Annotated in this window: 14 protein-coding genes; 3 read left to right on the plus strand and 11 right to left on the minus strand. The window is 64.9% G+C overall.

Features of this window, described 5'->3' with window-relative positions; genetic code table 11:
• Positions 1–3: 3 nt before the first annotated feature.
• From AC3WTE_RS27295 to AC3WTE_RS27340, 10 genes are all read right to left on the minus strand, one after another.
• Positions 4–534, minus strand: a complete 531-nt coding sequence (locus tag AC3WTE_RS27295) for a hydrogenase maturation protease (protein WP_492442632.1) — start codon at positions 532–534, stop codon at positions 4–6.
• Positions 500–619, minus strand: coding sequence for a DUF6893 family small protein (locus tag AC3WTE_RS27300; RefSeq protein ID WP_459366535.1), 120 nt, complete (start codon positions 617–619; stop codon positions 500–502). Before AC3WTE_RS27300 ends, AC3WTE_RS27295 begins: the two co-directional genes overlap by 35 nt.
• A complete protein-coding gene (locus AC3WTE_RS27305; RefSeq protein ID WP_492442633.1) occupies positions 610–1,950 on the minus strand; it encodes a hypothetical protein in 1,341 nt (446 codons plus the stop codon). The genes AC3WTE_RS27300 and AC3WTE_RS27305 overlap by 10 nt, the downstream gene beginning before the upstream one ends.
• Positions 1,947–2,591, minus strand: coding sequence for a DUF6084 family protein (locus tag AC3WTE_RS27310; RefSeq protein WP_492442634.1), 645 nt, complete (start codon positions 2,589–2,591; stop codon positions 1,947–1,949). Before AC3WTE_RS27310 ends, AC3WTE_RS27305 begins: the two co-directional genes overlap by 4 nt.
• Positions 2,588–3,217: a DUF5947 family protein gene (locus AC3WTE_RS27315; protein WP_492442635.1), complete on the minus strand. Its 630-nt coding sequence runs from the start codon at positions 3,215–3,217 to the stop codon at positions 2,588–2,590. The genes AC3WTE_RS27310 and AC3WTE_RS27315 overlap by 4 nt, the downstream gene beginning before the upstream one ends.
• Positions 3,214–4,134, minus strand: a complete 921-nt coding sequence (locus AC3WTE_RS27320) for a NifU-related iron-sulfur-binding protein (protein WP_492442636.1) — start codon at positions 4,132–4,134, stop codon at positions 3,214–3,216. Before AC3WTE_RS27320 ends, AC3WTE_RS27315 begins: the two co-directional genes overlap by 4 nt.
• Positions 4,135–4,137: 3 nt before the next feature.
• Positions 4,138–5,934, minus strand: coding sequence for a nickel-dependent hydrogenase large subunit (locus tag AC3WTE_RS27325; protein ID WP_492442637.1), 1,797 nt, complete (start codon positions 5,932–5,934; stop codon positions 4,138–4,140).
• A 61-nt stretch (positions 5,935–5,995) separates the two neighbouring features.
• The gene (locus AC3WTE_RS27330) at positions 5,996–7,051 is read right to left on the minus strand and encodes an NADH-quinone oxidoreductase subunit B family protein (RefSeq protein ID WP_459366529.1); all 1,056 of its coding nucleotides are present in this window, start codon (positions 7,049–7,051) and stop codon (positions 5,996–5,998) included.
• A gap of 271 nt (positions 7,052–7,322) precedes the next feature.
• The gene (gene hypB / locus AC3WTE_RS27335; protein WP_492442638.1) at positions 7,323–8,111 is read right to left on the minus strand and encodes a hydrogenase nickel incorporation protein HypB; all 789 of its coding nucleotides are present in this window, start codon (positions 8,109–8,111) and stop codon (positions 7,323–7,325) included.
• A 35-nt stretch (positions 8,112–8,146) separates the two neighbouring features.
• Positions 8,147–8,482 (minus strand): hydrogenase maturation nickel metallochaperone HypA, encoded by a 336-nt coding sequence (locus AC3WTE_RS27340; protein WP_492442639.1) that lies wholly within the window; start codon positions 8,480–8,482, stop codon positions 8,147–8,149.
• A gap of 197 nt (positions 8,483–8,679) precedes the next feature.
• Here AC3WTE_RS27340 and AC3WTE_RS27345 point away from each other — a divergent pair, with 197 nt between their 5' ends.
• Together AC3WTE_RS27345 and nicT are read left to right on the plus strand one after the other, a co-directional pair.
• Complete coding sequence (locus tag AC3WTE_RS27345) at positions 8,680–9,390, plus strand: DUF6390 family protein (RefSeq protein WP_492442695.1); 711 nt, start codon at positions 8,680–8,682, stop codon at positions 9,388–9,390.
• On the plus strand, positions 9,390–10,553 hold the full coding sequence (gene nicT / locus AC3WTE_RS27350) for a Nickel transporter NicT (protein ID WP_492442640.1): 1,164 nt from the start codon (positions 9,390–9,392) through the stop codon (positions 10,551–10,553). Before AC3WTE_RS27345 ends, nicT begins: the two co-directional genes overlap by 1 nt.
• Here the strand turns inward: nicT and AC3WTE_RS27355 are convergent, their stop codons facing one another.
• Positions 10,554–10,844 carry a WhiB family transcriptional regulator gene (locus tag AC3WTE_RS27355; RefSeq protein ID WP_459366525.1) on the minus strand — a complete coding sequence of 97 codons (291 nt, stop codon included), beginning with the start codon at positions 10,842–10,844 and terminating at the stop codon, positions 10,554–10,556.
• Positions 10,845–11,267: 423 nt separating this feature from the next.
• On the opposite strand from AC3WTE_RS27355, the gene AC3WTE_RS27360 reads away from it, so the two are divergent.
• Entirely contained in the window at positions 11,268–12,092 is an 825-nt protein-coding gene (locus AC3WTE_RS27360; protein WP_492442641.1) for a hypothetical protein, read from the plus strand.
• Positions 12,093–12,107: the final 15 nt, after the last annotated feature.

The following is a 12,107-nucleotide window of genomic DNA, read 5'->3' on the forward strand; positions in this document are numbered from 1 at the left end:
CGGTCAGCCCTCCCGGGCCGGCGTGCGGCTGAGTAGTTCGGCGACAACGTTTTCGACGGCGCGGGCGGCAGCCGGGACCGCGGCGGCAACGACATCGGACAGACCCATCCGGTCGTCGACGTCGGCAACCTCGCACCCTACGACGACGGTGTAGGGGGCTTGTCCGCCGAGCGCGTTCAGGCTGGCGAACACCGTTGTGGGGTCCATGGCGTGCGCGTCCAGGCCCACCGCCTCCGTGAGCGATTGGTGACTGGCCTCGAAGACGCGCACGGTCCCCGGCGCGTCCCGGCAGGGGAGTGCGTCGACAAGCACCAGCGCGTCCCACTCGCCGAGGAGATCGTAGGCGAGGTGCATGCCCCTGATGCCGTAGTCCGTCAGGCGGACACCAGGTTGTGCGGCAGCGGTGATATGACGGAGCACCTCGGGTCCGAAGCCGTCGTCGCCGAGGAAGATGTTGCCGATACCGGCTACCAGGATCTGTTGCGTGGCAGTGCCTCCGTCACATCCGTCGCATGCGCAGGTATCGGCGCGCATCCGGGATGGAGCGGACGCCGACGACCCCTGCGACCACCACCACTGCCGCGACGACGATCACGGCAATCCAACCCACTACTTCCATGGTGATATCCCTTCATCCAGTGGTTCGACCTCGTCAGGTGCGAAGTACAGATAGCGGCCGTACCAGTCGTGCATCTCGGCGGCCGGATCGTCCTCGAGGACCACGCCGATCTGCTGGTCTCCGTCGACCGTCTCGTGTACGCAGGTGACTCGGGCCACCTTGTCGGCGTAGAACAGGTCCTGTGCATCGGCGCGGCGACAGGGGTGCAGCCGGACCCGGCTGTCGCGACTGACTCGCACCCCGTTCACCAGCACGGCATCGACGTTCGGGGCGACCGCGGTGTCCGCCAGCGGGTCCCACCAGTCCATGCCTTCGGGCACCTCGGGTATCAACGATCGAACGTCGCCGCCGGCGTGTGGATTACGCAACACTCCATGCAGATTCAGCAGTGCTTCCGGTGACATCGCGTCGCAGCGATCGATGATCTCCGCCGCGCGCGGGTCGGTGGCGCGCGCCTGCGCCTTCTCGGCGTCGGTCATCGTCATGACGCGCAACGTCAGGATCTCGTCGATCTCGGTCGAGTCGAACAGGGCGCCCTCGCTCTGCTCGGCGATCTCGGGATGGTCGTACAGGATGATCGGAGACACCAGCATCAGCGTGGTGTCCCCGGGCGGACCGGCCAGTACCGGGAAGCAGCGGTGCCGCAGGCAGCGGCGGACGGCGTCGACGGCCGACACGGGCGGTTCCAGCAGCGAGACGAATTCGCCGCCGGTGACTTCGGCGATCAGGTGGGTGCCGATCAGTGAGTGGGCGATCGCGGCATCCTTGTCTGCCGGTGCCGCAGCGGTATTGCGCAGCGCCAGGCTGATGCGCAGCAGGCCGTCATCGGGTTCGGCCCGCACCGTCAGCTCGGCGCGCAACTCCACGCGGCTCCGGACCAATCTGCCGCCTTCGAAGGGCTCGACGTCGCGCCCACCGGCAATGATGATCGGCAGCGTCTGCGGCGTCTCGAGTTCGGATTCGCGCAGCGGCCCGAACGACATCTCGCATGCCACCGCTTCGTCCCAGGTGAGCCAGGTGCGGTCGGCCACCGTCAGTTCGTGGACCGGTGCGAAGCCGTCAGCGGTGTCTCGTTCGACGGCGCGGTGTTGCAGCTGCAGGAACCGCACGACGATGGTCAGCGCCGTGTCAGGCCCGGGGCTGACGAGAAGTTGCGCCGAGAGAGTGTCATCCTCGCCGAGCCCGAGCTCGGCCGCCCACTGTGGGCCGAGCACGCCGAATTGCCAGCGGGACTGGTTCTTTCCCGAGGTCGACCGGTAGGGATAGAGCAGATACCCCTCGTAGAGCACCGCGTCGGCAACGGCTCTGGCGCGTTCCCAGGAAGCAGTCATCGGAGGTCCTCCGCAGTCTGGCAGGCCAACAACGCCGTGACCGCGTCGTCGAGGCCGAGCAACGCATGCCGGGCCTTGTAGTCGACCAATGCGTCGATGGTGTTGTGATGCAACCTGATCCAGCCGGTGTGCGGATAGTGCATGGTGATGAGGTCGCGCCATACCGATACCGGCAGGTCGTAGTGGTCTTCTCGATCCCAGGGCACCGGCGTGACGGCGAAGCCACGCTGCCCCTTGGTGAAAACCGTGCCACTGAACAGGAACTGCAAGGGGATGTGGCCGTCGCGCAGTGCATGGCAGAACTTGGCCGCGGTGACTTCGAAGTCGTAGGTGCACTCCAGGGGGAGATCGACCTGAGTGGTGCCGCTGAATCCGGGCACCATGACGCCACTGTGCTGCCACAGAAAGGTGTGTTGCGTGGTGTCCCAGCGGTCGCGGGTACCGAACAGGTCCAGCAGCGCGGCCGCCTCGTCCTCGGTGTAGCCGCGGCGCAGCGGCTCGATGCGGATCTGGGCACGCAAGGCGATGGCGTGCACCGGCTCGTCGCCGGCCGCCGCGATCCTTACCCGTGCAGTCAGTACCGGGGCCACCGCGTAGGGCTCGGGGACAACGTCGACGACGGCGAAGGTTACCTCGGTCACGGCGTCACGACCTTGCCGCGTTCGGTGATCGCAGTGAAGAATTCCTCGACGTATTCGTGGACCTGCTGCCCGCCGTCGAAGCCACGCCACAGCATCCGCAGGCGGCCGACGAACTCGTAGCAGGCATCGACGGGCACCAGATGGCATTCGATGGGCAGCGGGCCGTCCGGCACCCGCACGATCAGTGCCTCGGTGTCCGCGGCCAGGAGGTCGACACGCGGATCGGCAGCCCGGATGTCGTCCCAAATGTCAAGGTCCAGTTCGGATTCCGTGGCGCCGGCTGGCCCCGGGTAGAAGGCAACGGTGCGGTCGAGGGCGGAGTTGCTGAAGAAGAACGCCAAGCCGACGGGTATCTGCAGCAGTTCCCATTCGCGGTGGCCGAGCGCGAACTCGGGGAAAGTGAGATACCGGTCGGGGACCGCGCGGTAGCGCAGCGCGGCATCGACGTCGGTGAACAGCAGATAGCAGCCCCGGCAGACGCACATCAACTGTCGGCCTTCGATGTTCACCACATGTTGGTGCTCTGCGGCGATCTGCTCCGAACACATCTCGCACCGCTCACCGCCGGCCGGAGGCAGTGACCGGCTGGCGCGGATCCGCGCCAGGACGTCGTATGCACTCGTCATGGCACACCCGCCGTGGTCGGTTCCGCAGCCAAGGCGATGGACAGTACGCCGTCGCGCATCAGCACCGGTAGCGGATCGAGATGTTCGGCAGTTGAAGAGTTTTCGTCGACGCAGGTGCCCGCATGCACGACGTCGAAATGGGCGTGGCAGCGGGGGCAGCGCAGCAGCGGGTCGGGCGCTGCGACGCGGGGGTGCAGTGCGGCTCCCGCCAGGGAATCACCACAGCGCCCACACCGGTCCCGGTAGACAAACCAGTTCTCGCCGAGCCGGCACGCCAGCACTGTGCTGCCCGCGACCCGGAACCCGCCGACCTCAGCGTGTTTCAGGTCAGCAAGCTCCGGCACCGGATGCCAGGCGGACCCGGTGTGGCCGTTGCGGTGAATCCGGCTCAGCAGCGTATCCGGCGGTATCACCCCGGTTTCGGGCTGGGCCGCGACCACCTCGATGGTGCTGACCTCCGGGGCGGCCGCGCGGATGGCGTCTTCGACGGTGAGCTCCAGCGTCACCGCAGACGACGGACAGCTCTTGCAGCTACCCGAGAATTGCAACCGTACGGCCGCGCCGCCAGGCTCCTCGGCCACGCTCAGCACGGCGACATCGCCGCCGTGAGAACCGAGATACGGCCTGACCTTGTCCAGTGCGTCCTCGACGCGCCGTCTGGTGTCGTGCGGATGCAGGCCGTGCACCAGTAGCAGGCTGGCGATCAGATCGTCGGCGGCGAACTGCTCGACGAACTCAGGTGTGGCGGCGAGCAGCCCGATGATCCGTTGCAGCGCAGCACCGTACAGATCGGTGACTTCGCCTACCAACAATTCGGCGCGCTCACGCGCCACCGGCCCGGCCGCCGAGCTGGCGTCGAGCAGCGTCTGTATCCGGTCTCCCGCCGTGCGCCAATGTGCGTCGTCGGGCGCGCCCACTGACTAGTCCCCGGTTACGGACTGCGTCGGGGAGTGCAAACGTTCCAGGGTTTTTCCGTCACCCAGGTACATGTGCACCCCGCATGGCAGACACGGATCGAAACTTCGCACCGTACGCATGATGTCGATGCCTTTGAAATGCTCCCGGTCGTTCTCCTCGAAGATCGGCTGGCCCTGCACGGCATCCTCGTACGGTCCCGGTGTGCCATAGCTGTCCCGGGGATTGGCGTTCCACGGCGTCGGCGGATACGGGTGGTAGTTGGCGATCTTGCCGTCCCGGATCACCATGTGGTGGCTCAGCACGCCGCGCACGGCTTCGGTGAAGCCGCAGCCGATGGCCTCGTCGGGCACCGTGAACTTCTCCCACGTCTTGGTGCGGCCGGCCCGGATCTCGGCGAGCGCCTTTTCCGCGAAATGCAGTGCACAGGCCGCCGCGTAGGCCTGGAAGTAGGTGCGGGCACGGTTGCGTTCGATGGTGTTGCTGCCGTGCTGCGGGATCTTCCACTCCAGTTCGACGGGCCCCTTGAGGATGGTCTTGGGCAGGTTGATCTGCACACTGTGTCCCGTCGACTTCACGTAGCCGATGTCGACCAGACCAGCCAGCGCGGTGGACCACAGCCGGGCCAGCGGCCCACCACCGGTGTCCAGGGCCAGGTGGTCCTTGCCGTCGAACCAGCGCGGCGACATCACCCAGCTGTACTTGTCTTCCATGTCGCGCTTCTGCGGATGTGGGTTGGTGTGCTGATTCCACGGGTGCCGGCGATCGACGGGGTTGCCGAGCGGGTCGTTCTTCACGAACATTTCCTGGTCGGTCCAGTCGTCGTAATACGAACTGCCCAAAAGGATTCGGATTCCCAGGTTGATGTCAACCAGCGAATGCGTGACCAACTTGCCGTCCACGACGACACCCGGGGTCACGAACATCGCATCGCCCCAGCGTTCCATGTCGCGGTAGGCGAAGTTGCAGACTTCCGGATCCTGGAACGAGCCCCAGCAGCCCAGTAGGGTGCGGCGCAGACCGACCTGTTCGTAGCCGGGTAGAGCCTCGTAGAAGAAGTCGAACAGGTCGTCGTGCATGGGCACGACCTTCTTCATGAACTCGACGTAGCGCATCAGCCGGGTCATGTAGTCGGTCATCAGCTGGACGGTGGCCACTGTGCCGATGCCCCCGGGGTAGAGCGTGGACGGGTGGACGTGTCGGCCTTCCATGAGGCAGAACATTTCTCGCGTCCACCGGCTGACCTGGAGTGCCTCGCGGTAGAACTCGCCGGTGAACGGGTTGAGCGTGCGCATGATGTCGGCAATGGTCCGGTAGCCGTGGGCCTCGGAGTGGGGTGCCAGCGTGTTCTCGGCTTTGGCGAGCACACTCGGGTTGGTCTCGGCGACCATCTTCTCGCAGTAGTCGACGCCGACCAGGTTCTCTTGGAAGATGTTGTGGTCGAACATGTATTCCGCGGCCTCGCCCAGATTGACGAGCCATTCCCCCAGATGTGGTGGCTTTACGCCGTAGGCCATGTTCTGGCAGTAGCACGAACAGGTGGCGTGGTTATCCCCGCAGATGCCGCAGATGCGGCTGGTGATGAAGTGGGCGTCCCGCGGATCTTTGCCTTTCATGAAGATCGAGTAGCCGCGGAAGATCGACGACGTGCTGTGGCATTCCACGACTTCGCGGTTCTCGAAGTCGATCTTCGTGTAGATGCCGAGGCTGCCGACGATCCGGGTGATGGGGTCCCACGCCATCTCGACGAGCTGGCCCGGTTCGCGCTTGACGTGTGATGGTTCCGGAATGATCGTTGTCATGGACTTCGCTCCCTAGCAATACATTTCGCCCAGCTGGTGGCGGGCGGTCGGAACCGGGTACCTACCAGGTGCGGGTCGCTCCCGTTTCAAGCTTTGTGCCGCGATGGCGCCAATGTGGTTCCTTGTCGACAGTGCGTCCGGTGATGTGGCGCAGGTTGCGGATGACGCTTCCGTACAGACCCGACGCCGCGGTGGACACCTTGCCGCCTGGCGGTTCATCCATGAAAGGCATGAACTTGTCGGGGAATCCGGGCATGGTGCAGCCGATACAGATACCACCCACATTCGGGCACCCGCCGATGCCGTTGATCCAGCCCCGCTTCGGCACGTTGCACTTGACGACCGGGCCCCAACAACCCAGTTTGACAATGCATTTGGGCGATCCGTACTCGTGGGCGAAGTCGCCCTGTTCGTAATAGCCGGCCCGGTCACAGCCTTCGTGCACGGTGGCACCGAAGAGCCAGGTGGGCCGTAGGGCGTCGTCCAGCGGGATCATGGGGGCCTGGTCGGTCGCCATGTAGAGCAGGTAGGTCAGCGTCTCTGCCAGGTTGTCCGGGTGTATCGGGCAGCCCGGCACGCAGACTATCGGGATACCTGCCTTGCTCTTCCAGTCCCACCCGAGGTAGTCGGGCACACCCATCGCGCCGGTCGGGTTACCGGCCATCGCGTGGATGCCGCCGTAGGCGGCGCAGGTGCCGACAGCCACCACCGCGGTTGCCTTGGGGGCCAATCGATCCAGCCACTCGCTGGTGGTCATCGGCTGCCCGGTGGCGGGGTTGTTGCCGAACCCGCACCAGTAGCCCTCGGTGTGTAATTGCTCGTTGGGGATCGATCCCTCGACAACCAGCACGAACGGGTCGAGTTCGCCCCGATCGGCCTTGAAGAACCATTCGAGGAAATCGTCTGCGCCCCCGGTCGGGCCGCATTCGAAGTCGATGAGTGGCCAATGCACGGCGATTTGGGGGAGACCGGGGAGCGCACCGAGTGCGATCTCCTCGATGCTGGGCTGAGTGGCGGCAGTCAGCGCCACGGAATCGCCATCACAACTCAGACCGGCATTGATCCAGAGGACGTGGATCAATGCCGATTCTGCCTTGACTGCTGCCGGTGTGGGCATAGCGCAGTTCTTTCCGGGACGGGCTGGGTCCCACGTCGATCTCTTAGGGACTGGTTGTTCAATCCCATCGCCGCAGGAGTCGACGATCGGCCCGATGCGCGGCGCTGTTTCTCGGTTTACTCCAGGTGGAATGGGTTGTCAACGGCTCGGGATGACCTGCCAGGGAACCGATATCCGGGTGGCGAGATCGTTGGCAAAGACGGTTGGTCATCAATTGATTCAGTGCTTGGATACCTGCATCCGCTGGTCCCAAAGATGATGGAATTCAAGATCATTGACAATTGCTCGGCCGTTGGCGGGCATGGTTGGCAAATTTGCGTAGCCAGTCGAACCATGTCGCCATTCCTTCGCCGGTGCGCGCGCTGACCGGCAGAATCGTGGCGTCGGGATTGACGAGCCGAACATGTGACACGTAGGTGTCTATGTCGGCGTCGAGGTGCGGGGCCAGGTCGATCTTGTTGAGCAGCACCACGTCCACAGCGCGGAACATCACGGGATACTTCAACGGCTTGTCTTCGCCTTCGGTCAGCGAGTAGACCATCGCCTTGGCATGCTCGCCGACGTCGAACTCGGCCGGGCAGACCAGGTTGCCGACGTTTTCGATGATGACGAGATCAAGCCCTGCAAGATCCAAGCCTTGCAGGGCCCGATTGACCATGGGCGCATCCAGATGGCATTCGCCGCCGAATCCGTTGTTGGTGTTGATCAGCGACACCTGCGCGCCGCGGCCCTCGAGTTTGGCCGCGTCCAGGTCGGTGGCGATGTCGCCTTCGATCACCCCGAGCGCGAGGTCGCTCTTCAGTTCATCGAGCGTGGCAGCCAGCACCGTCGTCTTGCCGGAGCCGGGTGAACTCATCAAATTGAGCGCACGAATCCCATTGGTCTCGAACGTATCTCGGTTGATGTTCGCACGCACATCGTTCTCGGCGAAAATCGATTCCAGTACGTCGATCCGCTGGGCGCCGGTGTCGTAGCCGCTGTGGTCGCCATGCTGGTGATGGTGGTCTCCGTGTTCATGGGAATGGACCGTGCCGTCATCGTGGCGGTGAAATCTGCCCATGGTGGCTCCCTCTCGTCCTCGTCACGCGCTGAGTTTCAGGACACGTCCAAGGACGTCACCTGGAACTCATTGCCTTTGACCACCAGTACGTCGCCGCTGTCGCACGCCGGGCAGCACACCGACCACCGTGAGGTGAGCACTGACTGCTGTCCGCACGAGTGACAGAGGACTTCTGCCGGCACCATTTCCAGCTCGAGCTCGGCGTCGGGCATGGATTCGTACTCGCGGATGAGGCCCCAGCAGAACGACAGTGAATCGGGTACCACCTGCCGGAGGGAACCGACTTGTACGCGCACCACCTCGACGTGCTTGTCGACTGCGTACGGTCTGATCACACCGGCGATCGCTTCACAGAGCGACAGTTCATGCACTGGGTCTCACCCCGCCTCCGCCCGGGCCACCGGAACGTCTTTCAACGCTACGCCCATTGTCCGCCGCGGCAGGACGAAACTAGCCTGATAGTTGGCCGACGCGAAGGAGGACGCCATGGGCCCCGGCAAGGTGACGGTCAGCTGAAGTGACGCCGTCGGTGGCAACTCCGCGGGCCCCGGACAACCGGGGCGTCGAGATGTTCGCCCGCTACGCCTATGCCCCCAACCATCTTGGTTATTGCGGCCCATCGGCGCTGGCCTCGATGCGCAACGCCTCCGCCGATCAGGTGCGGGACGCGGCCCGCAGCTTCTCAGGTGCGTGGCCATACCTCGAAGTGCTGTCCAGGATGACCGGCATCTCCGACCCGCTGGACCTCCGCCTCGTCGAATCCTATTGGCTGGGAGGCGGTATCGCCGCCGCGCTGGATCCCGGTGATTTCGCGAGCCATCTGTTGGCCGTCATCGGGCCGCTCGTAGGTCATTACTGGTCGTATCTGACCGCGGACCTGGCCGGTGAAGCCGCGGCCAATCATTGTTTCCATGTGTTCGGGGTGTATCCGTGGTCGCGATTGCTCGGCCGCGGAAAAGACGAGCAGCCACTACGCGTCCTGGACAACTGCCGGATCACGTGGGCGACGGTGATTTCTCGGACCGGCGACAGTATCGGCGTAGAGGCCCGCCGGCTGCTGTGGGACGGCCGCGAACTCCGGCTGTCCGAGCCGTCGCCGCGGCACCTAGAGGTATGGGGAGACGGTTACAGCGCGGTACCCGACGTGGCCGTCGGTGATCAGGTCGCGGTGCACTGGGAACGAGTGTGTGGGCGGCTGACGCCCGACCAGTGTCGTGCGTTGGAGGACAGCACCCTGCGTCAGCTCGTCCTGACCAACCAACGGCTGGCACGGGGCTGATGGCGATGGGTCGGTCTCGATGGGCGGCGCTGACCAGAGCTGAGTGGTGGCGATTGGGGGCCATGGTCGGCGTGGTCGTGGCGCTGCATCTGATCGGCTGGGTCACGCTGGTGGCACTCGTGGTTCCGCAACACTTCGACGTGGGAGGCAAGGCGCTGGGGCTCGGCGTCGGCATGACCGCTTACACACTCGGATTGCGGCATGCCTTCGACGCAGACCATATCTCGGCGATCGACAACACGACCCGCAAGTTGATGGCCGACGGCCAGCGGCCGCTGTCGGTCGGGCTGTACTTCTCCCTTGGACATGCCACGGTCGTGTGCGGGCTCGCGGCGCTGCTCTCGACGGGAGTCAAGGCGGTCCTCGGTGCCATCCGCGCGGATGGTTCCGCGTTGCACCACTACACCGGCCTGATCGGTACCGGCATTTCGGGCGTTTTCCTGCTTCTCATCGCGACCGTCAACATCGGCATTCTCGGCGGAACATTGAAGGTGTTCCGCGACATGCGTTCCGGGACCTACGACGAAACCGAACTCGAAGACCAGCTGGACAAGCGGGGATTGCTGAACCGCGTGTTCGGCGGGCTCATGAAATCGATCACCAGACCAAGCCAGATGTACCTGGTCGGCGTGCTGTTCGGGTTGGGTTTCGACACCGCCACCGAGGTCGCGCTGCTGGTGCTGGCCGGCACCGGTGCGGCGGCCGGGCTGCCCTGGTATGCCATCGTGTGCTTGCCGGTCTTGTTCGCCGCGGGCATGAGTCTGCTCGATACCGCCGACGGCACATTTATGAACTTCGCCTACGGCTGGGCGTTTCTCAAGCCGGTCCGCAAGGTGTACTACAACATCACCGTCACGGGCCTGTCCATCGCGGTAGCGCTCATCGTCGGCGGCATCGAGTTGCTCGGCCTGCTGGCTCAGCAGCTGGGCTGGAGGGGCGGGTTCTGGGGCTGGCTCAACGGCCTCGACTTCAACCTGCTCGGCTTCGTCATTGTCGGGCTGTTCGTGATCACCTGGACCGGCTCCCTGCTGATTTGGCGCTACGCCAAGATCGAGGCCAAGTGGTCCGCCGGCCCTTCGGTAGCTTCGATCGAGTGGGCCGCACCTAGACCGAATGCGGGCGGCCCCACCCGGACGGGTGAGGCCGCTGGCGGACGTTGTTGATTACGACGCGCGGCGAATACCCCGCTTCAGCAACAGTTCACGCTCGCTTTCGCTGAGCCCGCCCCAGATGCCGTACGGTTCGCCGACGGCCAGTGCGTGTGACCGGCACTGAGTGATCACCGGGCAGGCCCGGCACATCTCCTTGGCGCGCATTTCGCGCTGGGCCCGAGCCCGGCCGCGCTCGCCATCGGGATGGAAGAACACCGCGGAGTCGACGCCCCGGCAAGTGCCGTGCATCTGCCAATCCCACATATCGGCGTTGGGTCCGGGAAGCTGCTGAGGCTGTGGCATTGGGAAATGACTCCTCCCCGCGCGTCCTATTCGCAATCTGTGGATGCGCGTCGATCTGCAAATGACCCGAGCACTTGTCGCCGATGACATCTCGTGCACACAACGTAGAAGGATTCGGCAAATTCCGTCAATAGCCACGCTCTGTGCGAAACCCCATAAGCGCAGGTCAACAATTTACATCTCGTTCATCTTCGCGACGCTTTGGAAACGAAACGGCTGGTCCCGATATGATCCACCGCAGCCGAAAACACCGTGTTTCAGCAGTTCGCGCGAGTTCGCCACATCGGTCAATTTGTGGCCGAAATGGATGTAATTGACATCCTGTTAACACGACGAGCATTAATTATTAACGAAAGCCGCCGAACTCGCAGCGCGAGAGAACGCCGCCGAGCGCCAGGGCCGCATTGATACCGTGCTGACTCGATGACCGCAACCGGTACTACGACGCTGTCTGCCGACCAGCCAGCCGTCCGTCTATATGACGCCGCATTTGGCAACGACCTGCCGTGTTGGCCGCTGCCGGCGGCGCGCTCGGTCGACGAGCTGTGGCTGCGCGCCGTCGCCGCGGGCGGTCAGGGGTACTACGCGGTTGCGGTCGCGGACCTCGACTCGGTGTCGCGGCGAGCTCGCGGTTCGTTGCTGTCGCTGGCGCACAGCACCCGCGCCTCGTTTCTCCGGCAGCTCGGCTGGCACCGCCTGGCCCGGATCGCCGACGGTCGGGCGTGGGCGTTGGTTGCGCACCGACCTGACGCCGCGCAGGCGCGGGCGGATGCGCTCGTCGGTCTGGCTGCCGACGCCCTCGGGATCGGCCGCTTCGGGGTGGCGCACCGGCTGCTCGAGCGGGCCGCGGCCGAGACCGAAAACAGCAAGGTGCCGCGCCAGCGCGTTCGGCTGGCGTGGGTCAGCGCTGAATTGGCCATGGTCAGTGGTCGGGGCGAGGAGTCCGTCGCTCATGCCGAGCGCGCTCGGGAGCTCGTCGGTGACCTGGGGTCGCCGCGCCACGCCGTGAAAACGGACGTCGTGTATTCGGCGGCGCTGTGCAGTGCCGGTCGGTTCGACGACTCCCGCCGGGTCGGCGACAGCGCGCTGGACCGTGCCCGGCAATTCGGCTTGGTGCCGCTGACCTGGGCATTGGGCTGTTTGTTGAGCGATATCGGCAGTGCCGGGCACAGCCCGGAAGCCATCGCCGAGATCCGCGATGCCGCGGCCATAACCGTCCGCGACCGTGGTGGGCGATGGGCGGGATGAATCTGACCGCCCGCA

The sequence above is a fragment of the Mycobacterium sp. FW102-FHT13B02 genome, assembly GCF_058790275.1.

Excerpts from the sequence above, each read along its gene's own strand:
- AC3WTE_RS27305 (WP_492442633.1), bottom strand. The coding sequence starts at position 1,950 with ATGACTGCTTCCTGGGAACGCGCCAGAGCCGTTGCCGACGCGGTGCTC.
- AC3WTE_RS27360 (WP_492442641.1), top strand. The coding sequence starts at position 11,268 with ATGACCGCAACCGGTACTACGACGCTGTCTGCCGACCAGCCAGCCGTC.
- nicT (WP_492442640.1), top strand. The coding sequence starts at position 9,390 with ATGGCGATGGGTCGGTCTCGATGGGCGGCGCTGACCAGAGCTGAGTGG.
- AC3WTE_RS27355 (WP_459366525.1), bottom strand. The coding sequence starts at position 10,844 with ATGCCACAGCCTCAGCAGCTTCCCGGACCCAACGCCGATATGTGGGAT.
- AC3WTE_RS27295 (WP_492442632.1), bottom strand. The coding sequence starts at position 534 with ATGCGCGCCGATACCTGCGCATGCGACGGATGTGACGGAGGCACTGCC.
- AC3WTE_RS27300 (WP_459366535.1), bottom strand. The coding sequence starts at position 619 with ATGGAAGTAGTGGGTTGGATTGCCGTGATCGTCGTCGCGGCAGTGGTG.
- hypB (WP_492442638.1), bottom strand. The coding sequence starts at position 8,111 with ATGGGCAGATTTCACCGCCACGATGACGGCACGGTCCATTCCCATGAA.
- AC3WTE_RS27345 (WP_492442695.1), top strand. The coding sequence starts at position 8,680 with ATGTTCGCCCGCTACGCCTATGCCCCCAACCATCTTGGTTATTGCGGC.
- AC3WTE_RS27315 (WP_492442635.1), bottom strand. The coding sequence starts at position 3,217 with ATGACGAGTGCATACGACGTCCTGGCGCGGATCCGCGCCAGCCGGTCA.
- AC3WTE_RS27330 (WP_459366529.1), bottom strand. The coding sequence starts at position 7,051 with ATGCCCACACCGGCAGCAGTCAAGGCAGAATCGGCATTGATCCACGTC.
- AC3WTE_RS27325 (WP_492442637.1), bottom strand. The coding sequence starts at position 5,934 with ATGACAACGATCATTCCGGAACCATCACACGTCAAGCGCGAACCGGGC.